At 64.2% G+C, this 26,590-nt stretch carries 21 protein-coding genes; 14 read left to right on the forward strand and 7 right to left on the reverse strand.

Annotated elements, in window-relative coordinates; all coding sequences use genetic code 11:
• Positions 1-37 precede the first annotated feature (37 nt).
• On the reverse strand, positions 38-307 hold the full coding sequence (locus NG898_RS02640) for a hypothetical protein (RefSeq protein ID WP_252690959.1): 270 nt from the start codon (positions 305-307) through the stop codon (positions 38-40).
• Between the two features lie 407 nt (positions 308-714).
• On the opposite strand from NG898_RS02640, the gene NG898_RS02645 reads away from it, so the two are divergent.
• The 3 genes from NG898_RS02645 (at position 715) to NG898_RS02655 (ending at position 2,010) form a co-directional block, all read left to right on the forward strand.
• Positions 715-939 carry a signal peptidase gene (locus tag NG898_RS02645; RefSeq protein WP_252690960.1) on the forward strand — a complete coding sequence of 75 codons (225 nt, stop codon included), beginning with the start codon at positions 715-717 and terminating at the stop codon, positions 937-939.
• A gap of 140 nt (positions 940-1,079) precedes the next feature.
• Positions 1,080-1,637 carry a MerR family transcriptional regulator gene (locus NG898_RS02650; protein WP_252690961.1) on the forward strand — a complete coding sequence of 186 codons (558 nt, stop codon included), beginning with the start codon at positions 1,080-1,082 and terminating at the stop codon, positions 1,635-1,637.
• Complete coding sequence (locus NG898_RS02655; protein WP_252690962.1) at positions 1,540-2,010, forward strand: carboxymuconolactone decarboxylase family protein; 471 nt, start codon at positions 1,540-1,542, stop codon at positions 2,008-2,010. The genes NG898_RS02650 and NG898_RS02655 overlap by 98 nt, the downstream gene beginning before the upstream one ends.
• On the opposite strand, the gene paeA is transcribed toward NG898_RS02655, so the two are convergent.
• Complete coding sequence (gene paeA, locus NG898_RS02660) at positions 1,950-3,266, reverse strand: polyamine export protein PaeA (RefSeq protein WP_252690963.1); 1,317 nt, start codon at positions 3,264-3,266, stop codon at positions 1,950-1,952. The genes NG898_RS02655 and paeA overlap by 61 nt on opposite strands.
• Positions 3,267-3,749: 483 nt before the next feature.
• On the opposite strand from paeA, the gene NG898_RS02665 reads away from it, so the two are divergent.
• The 7 genes from NG898_RS02665 (at position 3,750) to pelG (ending at position 16,756) form a co-directional block, all read left to right on the forward strand.
• Positions 3,750-6,581, forward strand: a complete 2,832-nt coding sequence (locus tag NG898_RS02665; protein ID WP_252691611.1) for a bifunctional glycoside hydrolase/polysaccharide deacetylase family protein — start codon at positions 3,750-3,752, stop codon at positions 6,579-6,581.
• Positions 6,568-10,647, forward strand: a complete 4,080-nt coding sequence (locus tag NG898_RS02670; RefSeq protein WP_252690964.1) for a tetratricopeptide repeat protein — start codon at positions 6,568-6,570, stop codon at positions 10,645-10,647. Before NG898_RS02665 ends, NG898_RS02670 begins: the two co-directional genes overlap by 14 nt.
• Positions 10,648-10,719: 72 nt before the next feature.
• Positions 10,720-11,280, forward strand: coding sequence for a penicillin-binding protein activator LpoB (locus NG898_RS02675; RefSeq protein WP_252690965.1), 561 nt, complete (start codon positions 10,720-10,722; stop codon positions 11,278-11,280).
• On the forward strand, positions 11,280-12,755 hold the full coding sequence (locus NG898_RS02680; RefSeq protein WP_252690966.1) for a PelD GGDEF domain-containing protein: 1,476 nt from the start codon (positions 11,280-11,282) through the stop codon (positions 12,753-12,755). Before NG898_RS02675 ends, NG898_RS02680 begins: the two co-directional genes overlap by 1 nt.
• 25 nt (positions 12,756-12,780) lie before the next feature.
• Positions 12,781-13,767: a tetratricopeptide repeat protein gene (locus NG898_RS02685; RefSeq protein ID WP_252690967.1), complete on the forward strand. Its 987-nt coding sequence runs from the start codon at positions 12,781-12,783 to the stop codon at positions 13,765-13,767.
• Entirely contained in the window at positions 13,764-15,386 is a 1,623-nt protein-coding gene (pelF, locus tag NG898_RS02690) for a GT4 family glycosyltransferase PelF (protein WP_252690968.1), read from the forward strand. The genes NG898_RS02685 and pelF overlap by 4 nt, the downstream gene beginning before the upstream one ends.
• A complete protein-coding gene (pelG, locus tag NG898_RS02695; RefSeq protein WP_252690969.1) occupies positions 15,386-16,756 on the forward strand; it encodes an exopolysaccharide Pel transporter PelG in 1,371 nt (456 codons plus the stop codon). Before pelF ends, pelG begins: the two co-directional genes overlap by 1 nt.
• 412 nt (positions 16,757-17,168) lie before the next feature.
• Here the strand turns inward: pelG and NG898_RS02700 are convergent, their stop codons facing one another.
• Complete coding sequence (locus NG898_RS02700; RefSeq protein WP_252690970.1) at positions 17,169-17,798, reverse strand: LysE family translocator; 630 nt, start codon at positions 17,796-17,798, stop codon at positions 17,169-17,171.
• A gap of 185 nt (positions 17,799-17,983) precedes the next feature.
• Between NG898_RS02700 and NG898_RS02705 the strand changes: the two genes are divergently transcribed.
• From NG898_RS02705 to NG898_RS02720, 4 genes are all read left to right on the forward strand, one after another.
• Entirely contained in the window at positions 17,984-18,448 is a 465-nt protein-coding gene (locus tag NG898_RS02705; RefSeq protein WP_252690971.1) for an Lrp/AsnC family transcriptional regulator, read from the forward strand.
• 299 nt (positions 18,449-18,747) lie between these two features.
• Positions 18,748-20,301: a methyl-accepting chemotaxis protein gene (locus NG898_RS02710; protein ID WP_252690972.1), complete on the forward strand. Its 1,554-nt coding sequence runs from the start codon at positions 18,748-18,750 to the stop codon at positions 20,299-20,301.
• A gap of 474 nt (positions 20,302-20,775) precedes the next feature.
• Entirely contained in the window at positions 20,776-22,044 is a 1,269-nt protein-coding gene (locus tag NG898_RS02715; protein ID WP_252690973.1) for a D-amino acid dehydrogenase, read from the forward strand.
• A gap of 112 nt (positions 22,045-22,156) precedes the next feature.
• Positions 22,157-23,080, forward strand: a complete 924-nt coding sequence (locus NG898_RS02720) for a glutamate/aspartate ABC transporter substrate-binding protein (RefSeq protein WP_252690974.1) — start codon at positions 22,157-22,159, stop codon at positions 23,078-23,080.
• A gap of 182 nt (positions 23,081-23,262) precedes the next feature.
• Here NG898_RS02720 and NG898_RS02725 read toward each other — a convergent pair whose 3' ends face one another.
• The 4 genes from NG898_RS02725 to NG898_RS02740 are packed head-to-tail and all read right to left on the reverse strand — an operon-like array spanning position 23,263 to position 26,293.
• Entirely contained in the window at positions 23,263-24,012 is a 750-nt protein-coding gene (locus NG898_RS02725; protein WP_282562349.1) for an amino acid ABC transporter ATP-binding protein, read from the reverse strand.
• The gene (locus NG898_RS02730) at positions 24,009-24,701 is read right to left on the reverse strand and encodes an amino acid ABC transporter permease (RefSeq protein WP_252690975.1); all 693 of its coding nucleotides are present in this window, start codon (positions 24,699-24,701) and stop codon (positions 24,009-24,011) included. The genes NG898_RS02725 and NG898_RS02730 overlap by 4 nt, the downstream gene beginning before the upstream one ends.
• A 2-nt stretch (positions 24,702-24,703) precedes the next feature.
• On the reverse strand, positions 24,704-25,399 hold the full coding sequence (locus NG898_RS02735; protein ID WP_252690976.1) for an amino acid ABC transporter permease: 696 nt from the start codon (positions 25,397-25,399) through the stop codon (positions 24,704-24,706).
• A 48-nt stretch (positions 25,400-25,447) separates the two neighbouring features.
• Complete coding sequence (locus NG898_RS02740) at positions 25,448-26,293, reverse strand: ABC transporter substrate-binding protein (protein WP_232040659.1); 846 nt, start codon at positions 26,291-26,293, stop codon at positions 25,448-25,450.
• Positions 26,294-26,590 lie beyond the last annotated feature (297 nt).

The raw sequence follows: 26,590 nt of genomic DNA on the forward strand, positions 1-26,590 counted from the left end.
CCGGGAGTGTCCCGGCGTTCTTTATGGCGCGACTGCCTTATTGCTTGGCGGGCGCATCAGCCTTCGGCGCCGAAGCGTCGGTCTTGGCTTCCGACTTGGCTGCAGCCTTGTGGGCCTTCTTGTGAGCGTGCTTCTTCTCGTGCTTGGCTTCAGCCTTCGGTGCCGAAGCGGCATCGGTGGTCGTCGCTGCAGCGGTCGCAGCCGGTGCAGGTGCCGCGGCCGGTGCGGAGGCGGTGCCAGCTGCGAACACGGGGGCTGCGAAGGCACCAGCAACGATCAGAGCGGCCAGAGATTGAGCGACTTTCATGTGAGACTCCTTAATCAGATACAAGCGGGATGTTGGGACTCCAGATACATGGATCTCGTCCCATTTGCGATCCATGCCTCCAAAAACGTCTCACATTGAGAGCGCGCTGACCGCCGTTTGTAAGCGTTCTGCCCACGGTGTAAGCGCGCGTAACAAGGCACGTTTCGCGGCTACCGAAAAGTCTGTTGCGATTGGGTTGAGACACATCAAGGCCATGCCGCGCGCATGGGCGTACTGTCAGGCTTCGGGTGGACAACCGGTAGGGCCTACACCACACTGCGTGGTGATGCGCGGATCATTTCGATGTCGAGCCGCGCATTGCACAGCAGGCGTGGGAGCGCATTGGGTCCCGCTCCACCCGATACCGGAACGCGCCACAAACCAGTCTCTTCTATAAGGACAACACGATGAACAAGCTCCTGGCTGCCCTCGTGGCTACAGTCTTCAGCGCCGGCGCATTTGCGCAGGCTTCCGCTCCGGCGGCATCCGCTGCGCCGGCCGCCGCTGCGCCGGCACCTGCAGCATCGGCACCGGCCGCAGGCGAGAAGAAGGCACAGCACCACAAGAAGAAAAAGAAACGCGACCACCGTCCGAAGCAGCAGGACAAGAGCGCGTACGGTGTGGGCGGCTGATCCACGGCGGTCCGCCAGTTTTTCTGCACACCACGGCGCCGGCCTCTCACAAGGGGGTCGGCGCTTTGTTTTGTGCGGTCCGGAAAAAGTCGCGTAAAGTCGCTTGACTTAGAGTGCACTCTAACTTCTAAGCTCCGTTCATGACCACATTCCTGACCATCGCCCAAGTTGCAGAAGCCACTGGCCTGTCGACGCATACGCTGCGCTATTACGAGCGCATCGGCCTGCTCGACAGCGTGCAGCGGCGCGATAACGGCCATCGTGTCTTCCGCGCCGAAGACATGACGTGGCTTGAGTTCCTGCTGCGTCTGCGCGATACCGGCATGCCGATCGCGCAGATGCAGGAGTACGCCGCGCTGCGGCGGCAGGGCGACAGTCTGGAGAGTGTGTCGGCGCGCCAACGCCTGCTGGAATTGCATGCTGCGGCGCTGGAAGCGGAGCTGCGCGCGCGGGCCGAAACGCTGGCCGTGCTGCGCGTCAAACTCGTCGTCTACGACGGCATCCGGGCTCGGATTGAAGCCGTGGAAAACGCGTCAGGCTCTGCTTCCTCATCTTCCAAATCGAAACGCCAGCCGAAACGCCAACCGAACGAGGACGCGCATGACACCGAACACGCACACCGCACAAGCCGCAAACCACGCCAACCTGCAGGACGACCGTTACGCACGGGGCTGGCAAAAGCTGAAGGAAGTCGATGATGTGGCCGGCGAACGCGTGGTCGAGGCCATGGCCGACATCTCGCCCGACCTCGGCCGCTACATCGTCGAATTCGGGTTTGGGGATGTGTACTGCCGTCCGGGCCTGACGCTGCGCGAGCGCGAGATCGCCACCATTGCCGCGCTCACGGCGCTGGGCAACGCGGCACCGCAGTTGAAGGTGCACATTGCGGCCGGGCTCAACGTGGGGCTCACGCGCACGGAAATTACCGAGACGATCCTGCAGATGGCGCTATACGCGGGCTTTCCGGCGGCGCTCAACGGCATGTTTGCCGCCAAGGAAGTATTTGCCGCTCACGACGCCGAGGGCACGGCCCCTGCCGGTGGATCGATGCGTCGCGACACCAGCAACTGATCGATCCGGTGGTTGTCGATATCGAGCACTTCAATATGCAGCGGCCCGATGTCGACGGTTTCACTCTTCTTGGGAATGCGCTTGAGGGCGTAGATGACCAGCCCGGCAAGGGTTTCAACGTGGTGTTCGCCGGGCAGGTCGTCGAGGTCGAAGGCGCGTTTGACGTCGCCCAGCGGCGTGACACCATCGATCAGGCATGAGCCGTCATCGCGGCGCACGATCTGCTCGTCTTCGCCCAGATACAGGATGTCGCCCATCACCGCACCGACAATGTCGTCGAGCGTCACCACGCCCACCACCAGCCCGTATTCGTTGACCACCGCGCCAAAGCGCTCGTGCATCTCGCGAAAGCGCGTGAGCGCCTGAGACAGGTTGAGCGTGTCCGGCAGCACCAGCAGATTCTTGTCGTAATGCTTGCTGATGTTGCGGATCACGGCGGAGGACTCTTCCGACAGGATCTGCTGCAGGATGTCCTTGGACGCGATGAAGCCGAGCACCGAGTCGATGTCTTCGCGGCAGACGAGATATTCCGCGTGCGGCTGCGCGATGATCTTCATCTTGATCGACTCCACCGGTTCGTCCACCGTGAAGTAGATCACCTCGTCGCGCACGGTCATCACTGAGGTGATGGTGCGCGATTCCAGCTCGAATACGTTTTCGATCATGGCCAGTTCGTGCTTGCGCAGCACGCCGGCTTCGGCACCTGCGCCCACCATGGCGGCGATGTCTTCGGTGGTGATCTGGTCGACGCGGTGCGTTGGCACGCCAAACAGCTTGAGGAACATGTCGGCCGCCCCATTGAACAGCCACACCACCGGCCGCAGCGCGCGCAGGCACGACTGCATCGGGCCGATGATCGACATCGCGCAGCGCTCGGGGTAAAGCACGGCCAGGCGCTTGGGCAGCAGGTCGGCAAAAAGAATGAACAGCCCCGTCACGATGATGAAGCCGACGATGCTGGCGATCCGTTCCGCGCGGGCAGCTGGCAGCCAGTCGCTCAGCGCCGCGGCGAGCGGCCCCGAGATCTGGCTGTCGCCGATGACGCCGGCCAGGATGGCGACCGCATTCACCCCGATCTGCACCACGGTAAAGAAGTTGCCCGGCATGTCCTTGAGTTGCAGCACGCGCAGGGCGCGGGTGTCCCCGTCGTCGGCCAAGGTTTGCAGGCGCGTGCGCCGCGACGCCGTGAGGGCGATTTCGGAAGCGGAAAAAAAGGCGCTGATCAGGATCAGCAGGGCAAGGATGAGGGCGGACATGGTGGCGGGGCCGTCCGGGCAAGTCGCGGCGTTGCGCAGCGACAACTGCCCGGTCGCGTGAAATGTGGCTTCAACTGATCATGGTGCAGCCCCAATCGCTTTGTCAAACCACGGCGTGCGCGGCTGATCTCAAACAATTGTTTATGTCCGAGGGGGGTGGGCGGCCATCAAAAATGTGGTTTGCCGTGTACCCATGGCATCGGCGATACTTCACCTTCGGACACATTGTCTCGGTATGCCTTGCGGGGCCTGCGTTTGCGGGCGGCGGCCGGGAAGAAAAATAGCGGTTCCGTACGGCGTTATGAGAGGCGCCGATCTTCAGTGCCGGCGCAGATCGGCCTAATTAATGCACATAGTTGCATAGCGGAGTGCCAGTTCATGTGGGTTCTCAGCCGTTTACAGCGGCGCACCGGGGGGAAACGGGGGAATACGGCAGGGACGATCGCACGGTTGGCAGGGCTTTTTGTCGCCGCCATCGTGTCGATGCCTTGTACGGCGTTTGCGCAGCAAACGTCTGCCACCACCGGGTCCGGTGTGTCTGCGGTTGCATCTTCGGTCTCGGCCAGCGCGCCGAACATCGCGTGGTACTACGGCGACAAACCGCCCGTGGCGCAGTTGCGCGCCTTCGATGCGGTCGTCGTGGAGCCGGGCCACGGCTTCGACCCGTCGCAATTCAAGACGCCCAGCACGCAATGGTTCGCCTACGTGAGCCTGGGCGAGGTCACGCCCGACCGTAGCTGGTTCAAGGAATTGCCCAAGTCATGGTTGCTTGGCGACAACGCCGCGTGGGCCTCCCGCGTGGTCGACCAGGCCCAGCCCGAGTGGCCGGCATTCTATGTCGAACACGTTATCAAGCCGCTGTGGGACAAGGGCTACCGCGGCTTTTTCCTCGATACGCTCGACTCGTACCAGCTCGTAGCCAAGGACGACGCCTCGCGCGCGGCCCAGGAAGCCGGCATGGTGCGCGTGATTCGCGCGATCAAGGCGCGCTACCCCGACGCCAAGCTGATCTTCAACCGCGGCTTCGAGATCCTGCCGCAGGTGCACGACCAGGCGTATGCAGTAGCGTTTGAATCGCTGTATCGCGGCTGGGACCAGGGCGCCAAGCAATACAAGGAAGTGAGCGACGCCGACCGCGACTGGCTGATGGGGCAGGCGCGCAAGATTCGCGACGAATACCACCTGCCCGTCATCTCGATTGACTACTGCCCGCCGGCTGACCGTGCCTGCGCGCGCAATGCCGCCAAGCGGATCAAGGCGCAGGGCCTGATCCCCTACGTGACCGATCCGGCGTTGTCGACCATCGGGGTGGGCCGGATCGAGGTGCTGCCGCGCAAGGTGCTGATCCTGCAGGAGCGTGCCCCGCGCACCACCATCGAGACCAGCGAGGGCGTGCGCTTTGTCGCCATGCCGCTCAATTTTCTTGGCTACGACGTCGAATACGCCGATATCAATCAACCGTTGCCCGCCGACGTGCCGCCCGACCGCTATGCCGGGGTGGTGGTGTGGGTGAACACGAGTCCGGTCAAGCAGGTTGCGGCGCTCAATGCGTGGGTGCGCGCCCGCATGCGCGACGGCGTGCGCATTGCCTTCATGAACCGCTTTGGCCTGCCGGTGGACGGCAGCCTGGCCGACATGCTGCACCTGCAGTACGTGCGTGGCATGGCCAATACCGGCAGCAGCAATGGCGGGCCGGTGTCGGTGGTGTCGCAAGACAGGATCATGGGCTTCGAGATGCCGCCTCGGCCGCTGGCGCGCGAGACGGTGCCCATCCGGGCCGGTGCCACCGCGCAGTCGCTGCTGCGCTTGAAGTCCGGCAATCAGGAGTTTGACGCCGCCGCCATCACCGACTGGGGCGGCTACGTGATGTACCCGTTCGCGGTGTTCTCGCTGGAGACCATCGACCAGGCGCGCTGGGTGGTGCAGCCCATCGAGTTCCTGCGCCGCGCGCTGGCGTTGCCCGACATGCCTATCCCCGACGTGACCAGTGAAAACGGCCGCCGCCTGATGCTCGTGCATGTGGATGGCGACGGGTTTGCCTCGCGTGCGGAATTCCCGGGCCCCGAATATTCGGGCGAGGTGCTGCTGCAGGAGGTGTGGGACAAATACCGTATTCCGACCACGCTTTCCGTCATTGAAGGCGAGGTGGGCCCGACGGGCCTGTATCCGAAGATTTCGCCGCGGCTGGAAGCCATTGCCCGCAGGATGTTTGCGCTGCCGTATGTCGAGCTGGGCTCCCATACGTATTCGCACCCGTTCGACTGGAGCCGCACGGTGCAGAGCCCGACGGCGGGGCCTGGCAAGGACGCGGGCGGCGGCGATACCGCCTTCGCGCTGACCATTCCCGGCTACAAGTTCAGCCTCAACCGCGAGATCGCCGGCTCCATCCGCTACATCGACGAGCGTCTGGCACCCCCCGGCAAGCGCGTGAAGGTCTTGCAGTGGTCGGGCGACTGCCGCCCGCCCGAAGTGGCCGTGCGTATGGCGTGGCAGGCCGGTGTGGTCAACATCAACGGCGGCGATACCGTCATCACGCGCAGCTCGCCATCATGGACGGACATTGCCTCCATCGGCATCGACAAGGGCCCCGGCGCTTACCAGGTGTTTGCGCCCAATCAGAACGAAAACGTCTATACCAATGACTGGACCGGGCCTTACTACGGCTTTGAACGCTTGATTGAAACGATGCAGATGACGGACGCGCCGTACCGATTCAAGCCCATCAACATCTACTACCACATGTATTCGGGCACCAAGCTTGCGTCGCTCAAGGCCTTGAAGAAGGACTACGACTATGCGCTCTCGCAACCGGTGTTTCCCATCTACTCCACGGAATACGTCGCCAAGGTGATGGACTTTCGCGACATGGCCGTCGCCCGCGATGACGACAACTGGATCGTTCGTGGCAACGGCGACTTGCGCGAACTGCGCTGGATGACACCCGGCACGCCCCGCCTGGCCGATGCCCAGGGCGTGGTCGGCTACGACAAGGCGCCCGGCGGTATCTACATCCACCTGGACGATGGCGCCGCACGCTTTGCCATGGCGCCCGCCGGCGAGCCCGCCAAGTCTGCCTACATTGCTGAAGCCGCGGCCTTTGTGCGTGATTTCACGCGCAGCGGCAACGGCCTGTCGTTCGAAGCCGGTGGCTATTACAAGCCGTTTGTCCGTCTGGCCAACGTGGGCGCCTGCCGCGTGAAGGTCAACGGCGCGCCGGCCCATACCACCCGTGCACAAGGCGATACGGTGCGCGTTGACTTGAACGGCGCTGCCGCCCAATCCGTGACCTACCAACGTATCGATGTGGTCTGCTGACCTGACACCGCGCGAACGGCTGCTTCCGCCCTGGCTGATCGGCACGCTTGGCGCGCTGATCGGGCTGGCGCTCGCCCTGATGTTCCCGCGCGAGCGGCTGGAAGCACGCCTGCTGGAAGGCGGCAAGGTCGATGCCCTGTCGGTGGCGTACCTCGAAGCCTGGCTACGCGTGCGCCCGAACGACGGCGAATTCCTGAGCGTGCTGGCCGCGCAATACGTGCGCACCGGCCGCCTGGAAGAAGCCGAGGCCATGCTCAACCGCATGCGCGCGCTGCACGACAAGTCGCTCGAACGCGAAGCGCTGCTGCTGGATATTGCGATTCGCGAGCAGCGTGCCTATGCGTTGCAGCCGAACGACCCGCGGCGCGCGTCGATCCTGAATGACTTGCGCGGCTTGCTCAAGCAGGCGCTCGACTACCGCTGGACCGCCGCCGAATTGGAGATCCTGGCCGGCAAGGCGCGTGCGTTGGACCAGGGTGCGATTGCCGTGCAGTTCTATCAACGCCTGGCCAGGCAGGACGTGGCACGCGCCGCGCAATGGCAGGCGCGCACCGCCGAGATTGCGCTCGGCGTGGGCGAATACCGCGCTGCGGCCGCGGCCAACTTTGCCGCGCAGGCCAGCGCCAAATCGCTCGACGAACAACGCCGCTACTTCATCGCCGGGCTCAAGGCGCTGCAAGGCGGCAACCTGCTCGACGATGCCATGACCGAAGCGCAGCGCCGCGCGGGTCCGCTCCTCGACGACACCGAAACGCTGCGTTTCCTCACGCGCCTGGCCCTGGCGTGCAACCGGCCCGATCTGGCCGATCAGTACGCGCGCCGCCTGCTGCATCTGTCGTGGCGGCAAATGGGGGAGGGCACTGCCCTGGCCGCAGGCGCAACCCGGCAGGACTGGACATTCGCGGGCCGGCCCGAGCCGTTGCCATCCCCGGCGGACGCGGTATTCATGGATGGGCCCGAAGGGCTCGCTCGGCGTCAGCGCCACGCTGCACGCATCCGGCGCGTGGCGGACAAGGTGAACGATTCGGCCGCACCCGCTGCACCCGCCGCCCAGCCCACCGGCACCGAAGCCATCGCGCGCGGTATCGCGCCGTTCAATGCGGACGATTACGACCTCGCATACCGCGTCTTCATGAGCAGCGGCAACCTGAACGACGCCATGCGCGTGGCCGAGGCCGCCGTGCGCCAGCGCCCGGACCTGAAGATCTGGACCGAGCGCGCCGCGCAGGTATCGGAGTGGAACCGCCAGCCGATGTCTGCGCTGAAGTACTGGCTGGCCTACGCGCAGTCGACCGGCGACGATGCGGCCTGGCAGAACGTGCTGCGCCTGGCGCCCGCGCTCAACGAAGACCACGCCTATCTGGCCGGCCTGCGCTATCAGGCCAGCCGCCAGCCCGGCGACATGAAGCTGCTCGATCAGGTGATTGCCGCGTACGAGCGGTTGGGCGAGCCGGTGGAAGGCCTGGCCTATCTGAACAGCATTGCGCGGGGCCCGCATCGTCAGGCGATTCTCGAGCGCTACGCCATGCTGGCCGAGCGCGCCGGCAAAGACGACCAAGCCTACGACACGTACGTGCGCCTGCAGAAGGAGTTCGGCCCGAACGCGCGCTACGCGCTCAAGCTCGCCAACATGCTCTACGTGCGGGCGCAGTTCGAGCAGGCGCTCTCTGCCATGGAAGTCGCCAGCAAGGTGGCGTCGCCCACGGACGATCTCTACTGGCGCACGTTCGCGCAGCTCGCACGCCTGAACCAGCGCGACGACCTCTCTCGCGAGGCATATCGCCAGCTGCTGATCGGCGGCAATGCACAGCCCGACGACCTGTCGGCCATGATCGATTTCTACGATGCCAGCCCGATCGACGCCGGCCGCCTGGCCGAACTGGCCTTCCGCAAGAGCGGCACGATGGCCTCGTTGCAGCAGGCCATCTACTACTACACGCGCGCCCGTGCCTTCCGCCGCATCGACGGGCTGCTGGCCTCGCTGACGCTGGAACAACGCCGCGCCGCCGAGCAATCGCCCGGCGTGCTCGGCGCCCGCGCCGAGTACTACCGCCAGAGCGGCCAGTGGGATCTCGGCATGCGCGATCTGCGCCGCGCTGTCTCGTTGCCCGATGCCGGCAGCGACGTGAAAGCCGCCTTCCTGTGGGGCCTGCTCGATTCCGGCCAGAACGATGAACTCAAGCGCGCGCTGACCCTGTGGCGCGGCGAGGCCGAAAACGATTCCGCGTACTGGAGCGCGTACGCTGCCGCCGGTCTGCAACTCTTCGATGCCAATCTCGCGTTGCGCTTCCTGGGCCGCCAGGGCAATTCGATGCGCAACGATCCGCTCTGGCTGCTCGCCTATGCCGATGCGCGCGAAATGGCCGGGCAAGCCGACGCGGCCTGGCGCCTGCGCCGCGAGGCTTGGTGGCTGCTGTGGCGTGCCGAGGGCGCTGACGGTGCCGACGGTGTGGATGCTGCAACCGGCAAGGACAAGGCCTCGGCCAACCGCCGCGTTGGTACGCGTGTCGTCGTGGGCAGTAACGCTGCAAACAACGACGCCTTACCGCTTGAAGATGGCGCTCGCACTGAACTGCGCGCCCGCCGCATCGCGCTGGCGCAGACGTTTGGCTCGGGCGATCTCGCGCAGCGCTTGCTGATCGAACTGCTGCGCGATGACCGCCGCGCCACACAGCAGGCCCGCGAAGGCGGCAGCGCCACCGTGCACAAATCGGAGCTGGGCGACATCGATACGTTGCCACCGGAGCCGCCCGAAGCCCCCGCAGACAAGCGCAAGAACGCCCGCGTGAGCGACCAGCTTGTCTCTGCCGTGGCCAAGGAAGCGGCGCTGGGCTGGGCGCTGTCGCGGGAGGCGAACGATCTGGCGCGCGCGTGGCTGCTGCAGCAATACACACGCCGCATGACGCGGCCGGCCTATGCCGAAATCTCCATCGCCCTGGCCGAGCGCGACCTGCAAACGCTCAACCGCCTGCTGGACGACACGCCCGACCGCATCCCGCTCTACAACCGCATCGATGCAAACACGCTCACCGACCGCCTGGGTGAGGCGCAGCGCCTGTCGTTCGAAGGCCTGACGACCGCACCCGACGACGAGCAGATCCACCAGCGGCTGCAGGAAACCCTGCTGACGAACGCGCAGGCGCTGGAGCCGCGCGAAACCTGGTTCAAGCAGGCGCCGCTCACTTACTTTGAAAGCAGCGCTGCCGCCGGTATCCGCCTGACCGATCACTACAGCATGCTGGTGCGCGCCACGCAGCGGAACCAGCGTTCGACCGATGAGACGCAACTGACGGGCGTGCCCGCGCAGGACCGCCGCGTCGACTGGATCTCGCAGTACCAGACGCAAGACAGCCAGTGGAAGGGCACGGTGGGCTGGCGCCAGGGGCTGGCGTCGTTCTACGCGTTCCGGCTGGATGGCTTGCTGGGGCAGACCGGCCCGTTTGGCACCGAGCTGTCGGTCGGTCGCAACCAGCCGGCCGACGAAACCACGCAATTGCGCGTGGGCGGCGTGAAGGATCTGGTGTCGATCGGCGGCAACTGGCGCCTGACGCAGCGTGAATACATCCGCGCGCGCATCGAGGGCAACCGCTTCTACGGTCAGGACCGTTCGTTCCTCGGCAGCGGCATGGTGTTCGACGCCGAAGCCGGCTACCGCTTCCGCGTGGAGTACCCCGATTACACGATCCGCGTGGTCGGCACGCGTGCGAACTACAGCGCCTCGGGCTCGCCAAGCGCGTTGCTGGGACGGCTCTTGCCTGCAGCGGCCACCGGCGATACGGCGCCCGATGCCACCGCCTTCATGCCGCAGTCGTTTACGCAGTTCGGGCTGCTGTTCGGCTTTGGCACGGACTACCTTGATCGCTATACGCGTGCGTGGCGCCCGTTCATGGATGTCGGGCTGCTGCACGACAACCGCGAAGGGTGGGGCACGCAACTCCAGCTGGGGGTGGCCGGCAGCGTGTTTGGCAACGACCATCTGGCGCTGGTGTTCAGCCATGCCTCCATCACGCGCGCCGGTACCGCGCCCATGACGGAGATCGGCCTGCGCTACCGCTGGCTGTACTAACGACAAGCAAGAACAAGACAACGGGGAAGAAACGACATGAAGCACACAACGGAAGACTCCAGGGAGAACGCGATGACACCCTTGATCAACAAGATGAAAGCCGGCCGCCGGCGCTGGCTGGCGCTGGCAGCGGGCGTTGGTGCGGCGCTGGCGTTGTCCGCCTGCGCGGTGGTCGACAGCGCACGTGCGCCGGCGACCAGCGCGTCGGATGCGTGGGTGGTGCTGCCCATCGTCAACTACACCGAAACCCCGCAGGCCGGCCTGCGTGCGGAGACGATTGCCGCAAGCATCCTCAAGGCGCGTGGTTTCACCAACCTGAAGCAGTATCCGGCCAACCTGAACAGCGAGTCGCTGTTCGAGCCCGCCGAGCGCGAGGCCGTATCGCGCGCGCTGGATTGGGCGCGCGGCGAGAAGGCCCGCTATGCCCTTACCGGCGCCGTGGATGAATGGCGCTACAAGGTCGGCGTGGATGGCGAGCCCGCCGTCGGCATCACGCTGCAGGTGATTGACGTGCAGACCGGCAACGTGATCTGGAGTGCAGCGGGCAGCCGCACTGGCTGGAGCCGCGATGCCGTGTCGGCGGTGGCGCAGAAGCTGCTGCGCGAGCTGCTTTCGCCGCTGGGCCGAGGCTGATGAAAACCGGGTCGGCAGGATCCGCTCAATCGGCCGGCCGCGCCGCCGCCGATACGCGCGGCCAGGGTGGGCGAACCGAGCGCCGGCGCAACGCGCAGGGCATTGGCGCGTCGACCTGGTATGGGCGCCTGATTGCGCCCGCCGTGTCCAGCCCGAGCGCGGTGCTTGAAACGCTGGGCGCGGTGGTGGTGGCCATTGGCGTCGTCTGGTTGTTCGTGCCGGACAACCCGCTGCTGCTCGGCCATGGCTTTCCGTGGATCTGGCTGGTGCCGCTCATCCTGGCGCTGCGCTACGGCACGCTGCTCGGCGCGCTCGCAGCGCTGGTAGTGCTGGGCGCCTGGGCCGTGTTCTACGGACAGACGGCCGCTGCCGGCAGTTTCCCGCGCATGTACTTCCTGGGCGGGCTGATGCTCGTGCTGATCGGCGGGCAGTACGGCGACATCTGGGGTGCGCGGTTGTCGCGCGCTCGCACCGTCAACGGTTACCTGAACGACCGGCTGTCGGCGCTCACCAAGAACCACTTCCTGCTGCGCCTCTCGCACGAGCGTCTGGAGAACGACCTGCTGGCCAAGCCGACCACGCTGCGCGACACGCTCACGCAGCTGCGCAATATCGCGCTGGCCGCGCGCGAGCACGGCACGGGCGACAACGCGCCTGACGTGGCGCAACTGCCCGGCGCCGAGCCGTTCCTGCAATGGACGGCGCAGGCTTGCCAACTGGAAGTGGCGGCCATGGTGCGCGTAACGGGCAACCGCATCGATACCGAACCGGTGGCCCGCGTGGGCACGCCGTTCGACATCGTTGCCGATGATCCGTTGATCCGCCATTGCATCGACACCCACACGCTGGGCCACCCACAGGCGCCCGAGCTGCGGAATGTGAACAACCCCGAAGACGGCTCACGCTACGTGGCGTGCGCGCCGGTGCTCTCGGGCGCGGATGAGCTGATCGGCCTGGTGGTCGTACAGCAGATGCCGTTCCTCTCGCTGTCGTACGAAAACCTGCAGTTCCTGCTTGTGCTGCTTGGCTACTACGCCGACGGCGTGCGCCACCTCACCGTCAGCTCCGAGATTCTGGATCTCGTGCCCGACGCGCCGTACGAGTTCGCGCTCGATCTCGGCCGGCTGGCGCGGCTGCATCGCGATACCGGCATCGATTCGTCGGTGGTGGCGCTCATCTTCGATCAGGACGAGACCAGCGACGCGCTGTTCGAGAGCGTGGTGCGCAGCCGCCGTGCGCTCGACGTTGTGTGGCAGGCGAGCGGCAAGAACCGTCGCGCCATCATCACGCTGATGCCGCTGTCGGGCGCGGGTGCCGTGTCGGCGTATCTGGTGCGTATTGAAGACAGCTTGCGCGCGCAGTTTGGCGTGGATTTCGAGGGCGGGCGCATCAGCGTGCAGACGTTGCATGTGACCGGCGAGCATCCGGGCGAAGCGCTGCAGCGCTTCCTCGCGCGCTGCCATCTCGAGGGATAGGGGCGGACGGCCATGCAGGTTGACCATGTTTAAGCTCACGCTCGGCGGCATCTCGGCCCAGATCGCGGCAGTGGTGATGGCACTGCATGCCGGCAACAGCCTTGCGCTGCTGCTGTCGTGCCTGATGCTGCAGGGCACCGCCGCGGCGCTGATTGGCCTGGCAGCCTGGCGCCTGCTGCCGCGCCGCTACCGCGTGCCGTTCGTGTGGACGTATGGCTACCTGACGGCGCTGTGCTTTTTCGTGCCGGTGGCGGGTTCCCTGCTGGTGCTCGGCAGCCTGCTGCTCGCCAAGCTGTTCCCCAGGCCCGAAGACGACAAGGACATCGCCGATGTGGGCCTGCCGGTGTTTGTTGCGCATTTGATCTCGCGCGTAACGCATGGCGGCGGCGCGCGGCTGCGTGCGCAGCTCAACAACGAGCGCGCGCCGGTGCAAAGCCGCATGACCGCGCTGGTGGCCATGCAGTCGATGCCCACGCGCACAGCCAGCCCCGTGCTGCGCGACCTGCTGGCCGATCCGGTGGACGATATCCGCCTGCTCGCCTACGGCATGCTCGACAACGCCGAGAAGGTGCTCACGCAAAAGATCCTGGCCGAACTGCCGCGCCTGGAAGAAGCCACCACGCCCGAGGCGCGTTACGACATCAACAAGCGCCTGGCCGACCTGTATTGGGAACTGATCTACCAGAACCTCGTGCAGGGCGACGTGTACCGCTACACCGCCGAGCAGGTCGAACGCTACGCCAGCGCCGCGCTCGATATCCAGCCCGACAACGCCGCGCTGTGGTACATGCGCGGCCGGCTTGCCCTGTCGCGCCGCGAGCCCGATGTGGCCGAGTCCCACCTGCGCCGTGCGCAATCCCTCGGCTTCCCGCGTGACCGCCTGCTGCCTCCGCTGGCCGAAGCCTGCTACCTGCGCGGTGACTATGCCGGCGCGCGTGCGGCGCTGGCGCAGTTCTCCAGCCGTTCTCCGCTGCCGTTGCTGCGCCCGCTGTTGCGCTACTGGACATCATGAGCAACGACCACTTTCCGCGCGCCCAGTCTGCCGACGTTGCGCTGCTGCTCGAAGGGACCTTTCCCTACGTGAGCGGCGGGGTGTCGAGCTGGGTCAACCAGATGATCCGGGCGTTTCCGGACATCCGCTTTGCCATCGTCTTCATCGGCAGCCGCCGTGAGGATTACGGCAAGCCCGTCTACGCCATTCCCGACAACGTGGTGCACCTGGAGTGCCACTACCTGTACGACTTTCCGCCGCCGCCGCTGGTGCAGGCCAGCGGCGGTGATACCGCAGCGTTCGAGCGCTCGCGCAAGCTGCACGACGCGTTGCGCAATCCGGCCAACAAGGAAGAGACGGCCGAGTTGATTCGCGCCTCGATTGCCGACCTGCGCGACGATGGCCCGCTGGCCGAGGAACAGTTCCTCTACAGCCACCGCGCCTGGGACATGATGACGGACTACTACCGGCGCTATTGCACCGACCCGTCGTTCACGGACTACTTCTGGACCGTGCGCATCATGCACAAGCCGCTGTGGCAGCTCGTGCGCATTGCCGAAAACCTCATCCCGGTGAAGGTGTTCCACACCATCTCGACCGGCTATGCGGGTTTCCTGGGCGCGCTGCTGCGCTACAGGCGCGGGCGTCCGCTGCTGGTGTCGGAGCACGGCATCTACACCAAGGAACGGAAGATCGACCTGTTCCAGAGCCAGTGGATTCGGGACAACCGCAGCATCTTCGAAAAGGACATCGCGCAGATCAGCTACTTCCGCGATCTGTGGGTGCGCTTTTTCGAAACCATGGGCCGTGTCTGCTACGACGCGGCCGAAGACATCGTCGCGCTATATGAAGGCAATCGGCAGCGGCAGGTCATTGACGGCGCACCGGCAGAGAAGACGCGCAGCATCCCGAACGGCATCAACCTGCCGCGCCTGGCTGCGCTGCGCGAGAAGCGACAGGTCAGCGTGCCGCGCGTGATGTGCCTGATCGGCCGGGTGGTGCCGATCAAGGACGTGAAGACGTTCATCCGCGCGATGTTGACCATCACGCGCGAGATGCCCGATGCGGAAGGCTGGATTGCCGGCCCGGAAGACGAAGACCCGGAATACGCGCAGGAATGCCACAGCCTGGCCGAGAGCCTGGGCCTGGGCGACCGCATCAAGTTCCTGGGCTTCCAGAAGATCGACGACATCCTGCCGAAGGTGGGCGTGCTGGTGCTGAGTTCCATCAGCGAGGCGCTGCCGCTGGTGGTGCTGGAAGGGTTTGCCGCGGGCGTGCCGTCCGTCACCACGGATGTGGGTTCGTGCCGGCAACTGCTGTTCGGCCTGGACGGTGAAGACGCGGCATTGGGCGCGGCCGGCGCCGTGGTGCGCATTGCCGATCCGGCCGCCCTGGCGGCTGAAGTGCTGACGCTGCTGCGTGATGAAACGCGCTGGCATGCAGCGCAGGCAGCCGGCATCGCTCGCGTCGAGCGCTACTACACGCAAGAGATGATGGTCGGCAGCTACCGCGAGCTGTATACGCGCCTGCAGACGTTGCCCGACCTGAGTACCGAGCACGGCGCCAAGGCCGCTTCTGTCGCTGCGGCGGCCTGCCCGCACCACGCTCAGCAGAACAAGCCAGATGAGGGAGCCCGCTAATGGCCGGCATTGGTTTTGAGCTGCGCAAGATGCTCAAGCGCGACAGCCTGCTCGGGCTGCTGCGCGCCTACACCTACGCCGGCATCATCAGTTCCGGGCCGTGGATTCTCTCCATCGTCGGGATTCTGCTGATCGGTATCCTGAGCCTGCCGTTCGTGATTCCCGGCTCGCTCATCACGCAGTTCCAGGTGTCGGTCACCTACCTGATTGCGGTCAGCCTGATCCTGACGGGGCCGCTGCAGCTTGCCTTCACGCGCTTTACGTCCGACCGTCTGTTCGAGAAGCGCGACGACCTGATCCTGCCCAACTACCACGCTGTGTCGCTCGTGATGACGCTCGTCGCGGGCGGGTTGGGGCTGCTCGTCATCGTGTTTGCGTTTCCGCAGCAATCGGCCATCTACCGGCTGCTGATGCTGGCCGGTTTCGTGGTCATGGCCAACATCTGGATCGCGGTGATCTTCTTGTCGGGCATGAAGCAGTACAAGGCCATCGTGTGGATCTTCCTCGTCGGCTACACGCTCACCGTGCTGCTGGCGCTGCTGTTCAACCGGCTGGGGCTGGAAGGGCTGCTGCTGGGCTTCGTCACGGGGCAGCTGTGCCTGCTGATCGGCATGGCCGCGCTCATCTACCGCAACTTCAGCGGGCGTCGCTTCCTGTCGTTCGAGGTGTTCGACAAGCGGTTTGCGTATCCGTCGCTCATGTTGATCGGGTTGCTCTACAACCTCGGCATCTGGCTCGACAAGTTCATGTTCTGGTACGCACCGGGCACGGGGCAGCAGGTGATCGGGCCGCTGCACGCGTCGGTCATCTACGACATTCCAGTGTTCCTGGCGTACCTCGGCATCATTCCCGGCATGGCGGTGTTCCTGGTGCGCATCGAGACCGACTTTGTCGAGTACTACGACGCCTTCTATGACGCCGTGCGGGGCGGGGCATCGCTTGAGCACATCGAAGACATGCGCAACACGATGGTGCAGACCATTCGCGCCGGCCTGTACGAGATCGTGAAGATTCAGGCGATGGCCGCACTGGTGCTGTTTGCCGTGGGTGCGTCGGTGCTGCGCGCGCTGCAGATTTCCGAGCTGTATCTGCCGCTGCTGTATGTCGACACCATTGCCGCGAGCTTGCAGGTGGTGTTTCTGGGCGTGGTGAACATCTTCTTCTACCTGGACCGGCGCCGCGTTGTGCTGGCGCTGACGGCGGCGTTTGTGGCGCTCAACGGCGTGTTGACGTGGATGACGTTGCAGCTCGGGCCGGCCTGGTACGGATACGGATTTGCCGTGTCGCTGCTGTTGGTTGTGATGGCGAGCCTGGTGATCCTCGACCGGAAGCTGGATCGGCTGGAGTACGAGACGTTCATGTTGCAATAAGGCTGGCCGACAGCCTCCGCTGCCGTCCGGAACCCGGCCCGCGACACCTCAACCCCCGTTCACGACCCTTCAAGCCTCGCGCACCGCGCCCCAAGCGCCAGCCGCGAGGCTTTTTGCTCTGCGCGTGCTGCTTTTTGCAGCAACACCATGAAGCTTTTTGCTCGGCGGATGGAGCTTTGAGCTCGACGGCTGAAGCTTTTTGCTCGGCGGATGGAGCTCTGAGCTCGACGGTCGGAGCTTTTTGCTCGGCGGATGGAGCTCTGAGCTCGACGGTCGGAGCTTTTTGCTCGGCGAATGGAGCTCTGAGCTCGACGGTCGGAGCTTTTTGCTCGGCGGATGAGGTTCTGAGCTCGACAGCCCGAGCCTTTGACTCGGGCGATGGAGCTCTGGAACCGGCGGTCGGCAGCCGCACTCAGTGGCGTGGCTCAAACGCGAGTTTCAGCCCCAACCCGATCATGACGATGCCGCTCGTCCGGTGCACCCGTGCAAGGAACCGCGGATTATGGCGAAACCAGTTCGAGAGCAGCCCCGCGAATATCGCCACCGGACCTTTGACAAGAAATGTCAGGCACGCAAACGCAAGACCCAGCGTGAAGACGGAAAGCGTTGGTTGTGCCGCATCGGCGGGAACGAACTGCGGCAGGAAGGCGAGATAGAACAGCGCGATCTTGGGATTCGACATGTTGGATAGCGCGCCTTGAGAGAACGCGCGCAATGCCGATTCCGGCGCACCGTGACTGTGCGCAAGCGCAAGCTCGCCCGATGAGCGGAACAGCGCGATACCCAGATAGAGCAGGTAGAGCGCGCCGACCAGCTTCAGTGCGGTAAATACCCATTCGGATGCCTGGAGCAGGGCGCCCAAGCCAAGCGTGGCCAGCACGGTGTGCACCGTCAGCCCGACGCTGACACCCGCTGCGGTGACAAGGCCGGACCGTGTTCCGTGGGTGAGCGTGCGTGACATCACGAGCACCATATCCTGCCCCGGCGTCAGGATGATGAGCAGGGATGTTGCCACGAACGGCAGCCATGACAGATGCGACATAAGCAGAGCTCCTGAGTGAAGTAGGCAGACGTTGCGCCGCGCATGTCTGCGACGTGGCCGTGCTTGCGGGCCGTCCGCGCCCTCAAATTATGGGGACATCGCGGTAGAGATTGGCTGCATATCTAGCTATTCTTGCCAACCAAATTGGAGTAAATGTCTACAAAAAAGGTAATAGATAGCCAAATATGGAAGCCAAGCTTGATGCGATCGACAAACGCATTCTTCGATCTCTGCAACGCGATTCGAACCAGACGAATGCCCAGCTCTCAGAACAGGTGGGGCTCTCGGCAACGCCCTGCCTGCGCCGGGTTCATCTGCTAGAACAGCACGGTGTCATCGCCGGCTACGTTGCACTGCTGAACCCGGCAGCCGTCGATCTGAAGTTCACGGCGTTTGTCAGAGTCACCCTGGAGCGTCAGGACAAGGCAACGGTTGAGCACTTCGCACGCGAGATCGAGAATGCGCCCGAGGTGCTCGAATGCCATTTGATGGCGGGCAGCTATGACTATCTCTTGCGCGTGATCGCCCGGGATCTCGATGACTATCAGCGCTTCCAGATGGAGACGCTGACGAAGATAAAAGGGGTGCGCAACGTGGAAACCGAGATCCCGCTCAAGCGCATCAAGCAGACGACGCGTCTGCCGATCTAGGCGATCTGTCGTGTCCCGGGCATCTCCCCGAAGTTGTCTGAGCGGACACCGTCCGCTAGACGTGGGTTCAGATTCTCCACTTCGATCCGATAGAGAGAAGGGCCGCTTTGAGGGGATGGTTGCTCGCGGCCCTCAGCCCGATCAAGATTTCTTGGCCGATTTGTTTTCTCTATTGCGCATCGCTTGGCTGCCGCTCCGGCGCTGAATTCACCACCGGACTGCTATACAGCTGACGAAGCATCGGCGGAGAGCGTCAGCAGACCAAGTGGCCACGCGGGTGGCGAAGGGAACGGAACAGAATGCAGCTCATCAGGAACATGGGAATCGGCAAGCGCCTTGCCTTCGGATTTGCCGTTGTGCTGGCGTTTTCCGTCGCCATCACCGCCATTGCCATCTGGCGTCTGGACAATGCCGCGACAGCCACGCGGGCCATGATGAATGAGCCGCTGCTCAAGGAACGCCTGATTGGCGATTGGTATGCCAATCTGGTCGTCGGCATCCGCCGCACGATTGCGGTTGCCAAGAGCGCCGACCCCACACTGGGGCCGTATTTTGCGCAAGAGGCGGCGGCTTCATCAAAGGCATCGGGCGAGTACCAGAAGAAGGTGGAAGCGCTGCTGTCCACCGAGGAAGAGAAGACGCTGTTTGCCAAGATCGGCGAGCTGCGCAAAGGCTATCTGACCGCGCGGGATGCCATCAACGCGGCCAAGGCGGCGGGCAATCCAGACGAGGCTCAGCGGGTGCTTGACCAGGTCTTCGTGCCAGGTTCCAACGCGTACCAAGACATCATGCGTCAGCTGCTGGAAGTGCAGCGCCGCACCATCGACGATATCGCGAAGGACATCGACGCCAGCGCCGCAAAGAGCCGCACGTTGCTGATGGTGCTGGAAGGGCTGATCTTGGTGCTTGGCCTTGTCTTTGCCTATTTCCTGACCGTGAGCATCACGCGGCCATTGCATGTGGCGGTTGGTATCGCAAGCCGTGTGGCAGCAGGGGATCTGTCGAGCGTGGCCGCTGCCAACTCGAAGGATGAGACGGGCAAGCTGTTGCAAGCCCTGGCTGACATGACGCAGCAACTGGTGGGTACGGTGGGAAGTATCCGCAGTGCAACCGAGTCGGTGGCGGGCGCCGCAGGCCAGATTGCGGCAGGCAACATGGATCTGTCCACGCGCACCGAGCAACAGGCGGCTTCGATCGAGGAGACGGCAGCCAGCACGACGGAGCTGACCGAGGCAGTCAAGCGGAACGCCGATAACGCGCGTCAAGCCACGTCGCTCGCGGCAAGCGCGAGAGAGATGACGGAAGCCGGACGCGCTGAAGTCACCGCGATGGTGCAAACGGTTAGCGAGGTCAGCACGGCCTCCAAGAAGATTGCCGAGATCACCGGCTTGATCGAGGGTATTGCGTTCCAGACCAACATCCTGGCACTCAATGCCGCCGTGGAGGCCGCGCGTGCCGGCGAACAGGGCAGGGGGTTTGCCGTGGTGGCAGGCGAGGTGCGATCGCTGGCGCAACGCGCATCAGGGGCTGCGAAGGAAGTGAAGGAGCTGATCGAGGCATCCACCGGAAAAGTTGAACTCAGCTCCGAGCAGGCGTCGGGCGTGAATGCCGCGATGGCCCGCGTGAGTGTGGCCATTGAAGGCGTGTCGAGCATCATTGCTGAAATTGCGGTGGCGTCGGACGAGCAAAGCCAAAACCTCGAGCAGGTGAGCCAGGCAATCAGTCAGATTGACCAGGTGACGCAGCAGAACGCAGCGCTGGTGGAAGAGTCCGCCGCCGCAGCGCAAGCGATGCAGGAGCAGTCCGGGAACCTGCGCCGCGCAGTGAGCGTCTTCAGGCTCGGGGCGAGCTAGCGGCAAGCAAGCGGCGCTGCGTCACCCGCCGCTCACGCACGGAACTTCGCCCGGCGGACAAATCAATCCCCGCATCCGGCGTGCGTTGCCTACCACGCACACGTCGGCCCACCGCCGGTTTGGCCTTTGACGTTCCTGCCCTAGATGGCGCCTTGAATTTCTGTTGCAGAGAGGAAAAAGGAAGGGAAACTGTCTGAGCGAAGCGAGTTTTTCCCTTCCCCTCTCTGCGACAGAAATTCAAGGAGTGGGTCGCCATCTCGGGCGCGCCTTTCTTTTGCTTACTTTTCTTTGGCAAGACAAAGAAAGGTGAGTCGTGCCCGGCAGGGTACGAAACCGGGATGGACCACCCAGTCCAAAAAAAAACCCAACCAAAAACCCATAGCCCCACAACATCCCCCCCAACAACTCCGCATTTGCCCAACCCCTGCCGGGCTCCTTAAGCTGCACCGACATTCCAAAATACGCAGCTTCTTCATGCAAATAGCAGTAGTCGGCGCCGGCATCATCGGCATCAGCACGGCCTATGCGCTGGCTCAGGAAGGCCATCAGGTCACCTTGGTCGAGCGTCATCCAGGCCCGGGCGAGGGCACCAGTTACGCCAACGGCGGCCAGTTGAGCTACAGCTATGTGGCGCCGCTGGCGGGCCCCGGTGTGCTGTCGCATGTGCCGGGCTGGCTGCTGCGCCGCGATTCGCCGCTGCGGCTGAAGCCATCGCTGGACCCGGCGTTGCTGCGCTGGGGGCTGCGCTTTATTGCAGCTTGCAATCGTGACCGCGCCGACCGCACCACGCGTGAGCTGCTTGCGCTGTCGTTCTACAGCCGCGCACGCATGGAAGCGCTGCGGGATGCGCTGCCGGACTTGGCGTTCAGCTTTGCGCGTCGCGGCAAGCTGGTGGTGCATCGCGATGCTGCGGCGTTTGAATCGGCCCGCGCGCAGGTCGGCTATCAGGCCACGCTTGGGTGTGAGCAGCATGCGTTGTCCGCCGATGAGGCGGTCGCCCACGAGCCTGCGCTTGCCGGCGTGCGCCACCAGATCGTCGGCGCCATCTACACGCCCGACGAAGACGTGGCCGATTGCCACCAACTTTGCGTCGGCTTGTTCAACCGTCTGCGCGCGATGCCGAACGTGACGCTGCGCTCCAATACCGGCGTTGAAGCGTTGTGGACCGAAGGGCGCCGTGTGCGCGGCCTCAAACTGGCCGATGGCGAGCAAGTTGCCGCCGATGCGGTGGTGATGGCCGCGGGCGTGACCAGCGCCAGGCTGCTCAGCCCATTGCGCATCGACCCGGGCCTGTATCCGCTGAAGGGTTACAGCATCAGCCTGCCGCTGGGCGAGGGCGATGTTGCCCCCGTGATCAGCGTGACGGATGCTGCGCGCAAGATCGTCTATGCGCGCATCGGGCAGACGCTGCGTGTGGCGGGCATGGCTGACCTGGTGGGCTGGTCGACGGCGCTGGACACGCGCCGTGCGCAGACGCTGTATGACGAAACGCGCGCGCTGTTTCCGGGCGCCATGCGGGCGAATGATGGGGGTGCAGATGCCGCCCCCTGGGCTGGCATGCGGCCTGCGACGCCTACGGGCGTGCCCGTGGTGGGCGCATCGCCGGTGGAAGGGTTGTGGTTGAACGTGGGCCACGGCGCACTGGGCTTTACGCTGGCGCTGGGTAGTGCAGGTTTGTTGACCGATCTGATTGCCGGCCGCAAGCCCGCGATTTCCCCAGTGCCGTATGCGCTGGCCGTGTGACACAAGAACAAGATTCAAAAGACCGAGCGCGCTGGCTTGATGATGCGTATCTGGCCCGTGCCAACTGGTAACCCAAGCAGTCTGGAGCGAACACACCCATAGGAGGGGAAGCATGAAGACCTTGCATTCGACCAAACGTATTCTGTGTGGCCTGACGCTGGCTGCGGCCGGCGCGCTGGCAGTGCTGTCGACCGGCGCCCAGGCGCAGTCGAACGACACGCTGGCCAAGATCAAGCAATCGGGCGTGATCTCGGTGGGCTATCGCGAGTCATCGATTCCGTTCTCGTACCAGGCTGACGCCAACACGATCACGGGCTACTCGCAAGAGATCTCCAACATGATCGTCGCGGGTGTGGAAAAGACGGTGGGCAAGAAGCTGCAGGTCAAGCTCACGCCGATCACGTCGCAGAACCGCATCTCGCTGTTGCAGAACGGCACGATCGACTTCGAGTGCGGCTCGACCACCAACAACCTTGAGCGCCAGAAACAGGTGGCGTTCTCGAACAACATCTTCATCTACGGCATGCTGATGCTGGTGAAGAAAGACTCGGGCATCAAGGACTTTCCCGATCTGAAGGGCAAGACCGTGGTGACTACCGCCGGCACGACCGAAGACCGCATCCTGCAGAAGATGAACGGCGAAGCCAAGGACGCCGACAAGATGAACCTGATCCTCGCGAAGGATCACGGCCAGGCGTTCCTGACGCTGGAATCGGGCCGCGCTGTGGCCTTTGTGATGGACGAGCCGCTGCTGTATGGCGAGCGCACCAAAGCCAAGAACCAGGCTGACTGGGTTGTCACGGGCAAGCCGCTGCAGACTGAAACCTACGCTTGCATGATGCGCAAGGACGATCCGGCGTTCAAGAAAGTGGCCGACGACGTGATTGCCGACCTGATGAAGTCGGGCAAGGCGAACGATCTGTACAAGAAGTGGTTCCTGTCGCCGATTCCGCCGAAGGGCCTGAACCTGAACTACCCGATGACGGCCGGCATGAAGGATCTGTACGCACACCCGAGCGACAAGGCGATCCAATAACCCTGCCCACGATCCTACTGCGCGGTCCGATCTTGGTCCTGTGATGCTCGCCGTACCCATGTACGGCTGCGCTTCTCGGGCCAACCCCGGACCGCTCGCTACGGATCGTGAACAGGGTTAAGCAAGCGGCAAAGAAAAGCGGGGGACATCGTCCCCCGCTTTTCTTTGCGCGCCGCCTTGGTTCAGGCCGGTTCGCTCCACGGCGAGCGGATGTCTGCCAGGAAGCGCTGCGCTCGCGGGTGCTGCGGGCGCTGGAAGAAATCTTCGGGCGTGGCGCGCTCCAGCACCTGTCCCTGGTCCATGAACAGGACGCGGTCGGCCACCTCGCGTGCGAAACCCATCTCGTGCGTGACGCAGACCATGGTCATGCCGTCGCGGGCCAGGTCCTTCATCACCAGCAACACCTCGTTCACCATCTCCGGGTCCAGCGCGGAGGTCGGCTCGTCGAACAGCATGACGGGCGGCTTCATGGCCAGGGCACGCGCAATGGCCACGCGCTGCTGCTGGCCGCCCGACAGCTCGCCGGGGTAGGCGCCGGCCTTGTGCGGCAGGCCCACGCGTTCGAGCAGGCTCATTGCAAAGTCCTTCGCTTCCTGCGGCGCCATGCGCTTGAGTTGCACGGGCGCGAGCGTGCAGTTCTGCATGACGGTCAGGTGCGGGAACAGGTTGAACTGCTGGAACACGAAGCCGATGCCGCTGCGCAGCAGGTTGACGTCCACGCCGGGCGCATGCACCTCGTGTCCGTTCACGACGATGCGGCCTTTCTGAATGGCTTCGAGCCGGTTCAACGTGCGGATGAGCGTCGACTTGCCCGAGCCCGACGGGCCGCACACGACCACCACTTCGCCCTTGGCAACGGTTTCGTTGATGTCGACCAGCGCGTGGTAATCGCCGTACCACTTGTCGACGTGTTCGATCGTGATCATGTTCATGGTTTGGTCGGGGCGCTAGCTGCAAGGCGGCGCTCAAGGTAGAACGCCACGCGCGTGAGGCTGAAGCACATGATGAAGTAGCTGATGCCGAGCAGGCCGTACACCTCGGCGGACTTGACCATCACGGCGGTGCTGATCTGCCCCGCCACGAACGACACCTCGGGCAGGCTGATGATGTAACCGAGCGAGGTTTCCTTGATGGTCGAGACAAGCTGGTTGACCAGCGACGGCAGCATGTTGCGCAGCGCCTGCGGCAGGATCACCCGGCGCATGGCCTGCATGTACGACAGACCGAGCGAGCGGGCGCTCTCCATCTGCCCGCGCGGCAACGCCTGGATGCCCGCGCGCACGATCTCCGCCAGATATGCGCCGTCGAAAATCACCAGCGCGGTCAGCATGGTGCTGAACTGATCCGTGCGCTGGCCGGTGACGGAAGGCAGCAGGAAATACGCCCAGAAGATCACCATCAGCAGCGGCGTACCGCGCACCACGTAGACGAGCGCGGTGGCCGGCCAGCGCAGCGCGGCAATCGGGCTCACGCGGCACAGACCCAGGATGATGCCCATCGGCAGCGCCAGCACGAGGCCGGCGGATGCCAGCAGGAACGTCAGCGCCAGCCCGCCCAGCGGCCCGTTCGGGTACTGGCCGATCAGGTAATAGATACCGTAGGTTTGAATGAGATCGAGCATGGCTACAGCGTCCGGACGGGGTAGCGATGCTGATACCAGGCGGAGAACACCGTGATCGCAATCGAGATGGTCAGATAGGCGGCAGTGGCAAACGCAAACGCCTCAAAGCCGCGGAAGGTGGCGGACTCCACCTGCTGCGCCTGGTACATCAATTCGGCCACGCCGATCACCATGGCGATGCTCGAGTTCTTCCACAGGTTCAACGTTTGGCTGACCAGCGGCGGTACCGTCACGCGCAGCGATTGCGGCAGCACCACAAGGCGCATGGCCTGCAGGAACGAGAGTCCGAGCGCGCGGCTGGCCTCAAGCTGTTCCTTCGGGATCGAACGGATGCCGCTGCGGATGTCTTCCGCCATATACGCGGCCGTGTAGAGCACGAGCGCAATGACGGCGCTGGCGGCCTCGTAGTTCATGCTGTAGAGCCAGTCCCGGATGAACTCCGGCAGGATCTGCGGCGCGCCGAAATACCAGAACAGCATGTGGGCGAGCAGCGGCACGTTGCGGATGGCTTCGACATAGGTCTGGCCAATGCCGCGCAGCGGCGCGGCGGGCGCCAGGCGCAGCAGCGCCACGACGATGGCAAGCGGCAGCGCCAGCACGAAGGCCAGTACAGAAAGCTTGATCGACAGGAAAAAACCGCTGACGAGCCATTGGTGATACTGCCCAGAGAGCAGCATCGACAAATCAAAATGGGGCATGGAGATTCACCGCCCAGAACGGCGTCTGGGCGGCCCGACCTTTAACGATTAATCGATCTTGTCGGTGGAAATCTTGAAGGTACGCTGCGGGAAGGCCATCTTTGTATTCGGGCCGAACCACTTGTCGAACAGCTTCTGCGCCTCGCCGCTCTTTTCCATGCCGAGCAGCACGTCGTCGACCTGCTTCTTGAAGGCCGGCTCGCCCTTGCGGATGCCCAGTGCGAGGTGTTCGGTCGACAGGTTTTGCGGCAGGAGCGCGTAATCCTTGGCTGCCGGGCCCATCTTGGCCATGTTGCCGATCAGCGTGGTTTCGTCGTTCACGTAGGCGACGCCCTTGCCTTGCTGCAGGGCCAGCAGCGCCTGCGGGCTGTTGTCGAACGAGACCACATCGGCGTTCTTGATGGTCTTGGCAATGTTGGCTTCCATGGTCGAACCCTTGACCGTCAGGAGCTTCTTGCCATCAAGCTGGGCGAGCGACGTGATACCGCTGCTCTTCTTCACCATGGCCTTCTGGCCGGTGATGAAGGTCGACACCGAGAAGTCGATCTGCGCTTCGCGTTCCTTGTTGTGCGTGAGCGAGGCGGCCAGCAGATCGACACGGCCTTGCTGCAGTTCTGGCAGGCGCGCGGCCACAGCCAGTTGCTTGAGCACGGGCTTGACGCCCAGGCTCTTGGCGATGGCGTCGCACATGTCGACGTCATAGCCGACGATCTCGCGGCTCATCGGGTCTTTCAGGAAGCTGAACGGCTCGTCGGTGCCGAGCACGCCGCAGACAAGTTCGCCTTTCTTCTTGATGTCGGAAACTTGATCGGCGTGCGCAGTGGCGGCGACCAGGGTGGCTGCGGCCAGGATGGCGGCACCCGCAAATTGCGTCAGACGTCGGTTTGTTTTCATCGGATTTCCTCCTTGACGACTTGGGTGGTGAACAGTGTGCGAATCGAGATCGGATCGGGGATCGCCCGCGAGCATACCGGTGTATGCGCGATCTGCATGCGCGGACTTCGGATAACCATATGACGGCGAGCGGAACGCCCAACTATAGTCCATGCCGACGCGGCGCAGATGGCGGATGGCAAGCAGGGCGGGGTGCAGTGCACGGGCGGGATGTTGGGGTTGCCGGGTTGCGCGCGTGCAGCCCGGTAAGGCTGGCGCAGCAAGGCGGGGGCCCGGCAGACGTTGGACGAAATGAGA

The sequence above is a fragment of the Ralstonia mojiangensis genome (assembly GCF_023955645.1).
Lineage (GTDB): Bacteria > Pseudomonadota > Gammaproteobacteria > Burkholderiales > Burkholderiaceae > Ralstonia > Ralstonia mojiangensis.

What these genes read in the sequence shown, in the direction of transcription:
- NG898_RS02675 (WP_252690965.1), top strand. Translation starts at nt 10,720, where the DNA reads ATGACACCCTTGATCAACAAGATGAAAGCCGGCCGCCGGCGCTGGCTG.
- NG898_RS02670 (WP_252690964.1), top strand. Translation starts at nt 6,568, where the DNA reads ATGTGGTCTGCTGACCTGACACCGCGCGAACGGCTGCTTCCGCCCTGG.
- NG898_RS02710 (WP_252690972.1), top strand. Translation starts at nt 18,748, where the DNA reads ATGCAGCTCATCAGGAACATGGGAATCGGCAAGCGCCTTGCCTTCGGA.
- NG898_RS02685 (WP_252690967.1), top strand. Translation starts at nt 12,781, where the DNA reads ATGTTTAAGCTCACGCTCGGCGGCATCTCGGCCCAGATCGCGGCAGTG.
- NG898_RS02665 (WP_252691611.1), top strand. Translation starts at nt 3,750, where the DNA reads ATGCCTTGTACGGCGTTTGCGCAGCAAACGTCTGCCACCACCGGGTCC.
- NG898_RS02715 (WP_252690973.1), top strand. Translation starts at nt 20,776, where the DNA reads ATGCAAATAGCAGTAGTCGGCGCCGGCATCATCGGCATCAGCACGGCC.
- pelF (WP_252690968.1), top strand. Translation starts at nt 13,764, where the DNA reads ATGAGCAACGACCACTTTCCGCGCGCCCAGTCTGCCGACGTTGCGCTG.
- NG898_RS02720 (WP_252690974.1), top strand. Translation starts at nt 22,157, where the DNA reads ATGAAGACCTTGCATTCGACCAAACGTATTCTGTGTGGCCTGACGCTG.
- NG898_RS02705 (WP_252690971.1), top strand. Translation starts at nt 17,984, where the DNA reads ATGGAAGCCAAGCTTGATGCGATCGACAAACGCATTCTTCGATCTCTG.
- NG898_RS02680 (WP_252690966.1), top strand. Translation starts at nt 11,280, where the DNA reads ATGAAAACCGGGTCGGCAGGATCCGCTCAATCGGCCGGCCGCGCCGCC.
- NG898_RS02700 (WP_252690970.1), bottom strand. Translation starts at nt 17,798, where the DNA reads ATGTCGCATCTGTCATGGCTGCCGTTCGTGGCAACATCCCTGCTCATC.
- NG898_RS02650 (WP_252690961.1), top strand. Translation starts at nt 1,080, where the DNA reads ATGACCACATTCCTGACCATCGCCCAAGTTGCAGAAGCCACTGGCCTG.
- NG898_RS02725 (WP_282562349.1), bottom strand. Translation starts at nt 24,012, where the DNA reads ATGAACATGATCACGATCGAACACGTCGACAAGTGGTACGGCGATTAC.
- NG898_RS02740 (WP_232040659.1), bottom strand. Translation starts at nt 26,293, where the DNA reads ATGAAAACAAACCGACGTCTGACGCAATTTGCGGGTGCCGCCATCCTG.
- paeA (WP_252690963.1), bottom strand. Translation starts at nt 3,266, where the DNA reads ATGTCCGCCCTCATCCTTGCCCTGCTGATCCTGATCAGCGCCTTTTTT.
- pelG (WP_252690969.1), top strand. Translation starts at nt 15,386, where the DNA reads ATGGCCGGCATTGGTTTTGAGCTGCGCAAGATGCTCAAGCGCGACAGC.
- NG898_RS02655 (WP_252690962.1), top strand. Translation starts at nt 1,540, where the DNA reads ATGACACCGAACACGCACACCGCACAAGCCGCAAACCACGCCAACCTG.
- NG898_RS02645 (WP_252690960.1), top strand. Translation starts at nt 715, where the DNA reads ATGAACAAGCTCCTGGCTGCCCTCGTGGCTACAGTCTTCAGCGCCGGC.
- NG898_RS02640 (WP_252690959.1), bottom strand. Translation starts at nt 307, where the DNA reads ATGAAAGTCGCTCAATCTCTGGCCGCTCTGATCGTTGCTGGTGCCTTC.
- NG898_RS02730 (WP_252690975.1), bottom strand. Translation starts at nt 24,701, where the DNA reads ATGCTCGATCTCATTCAAACCTACGGTATCTATTACCTGATCGGCCAG.
- NG898_RS02735 (WP_252690976.1), bottom strand. Translation starts at nt 25,399, where the DNA reads ATGCCCCATTTTGATTTGTCGATGCTGCTCTCTGGGCAGTATCACCAA.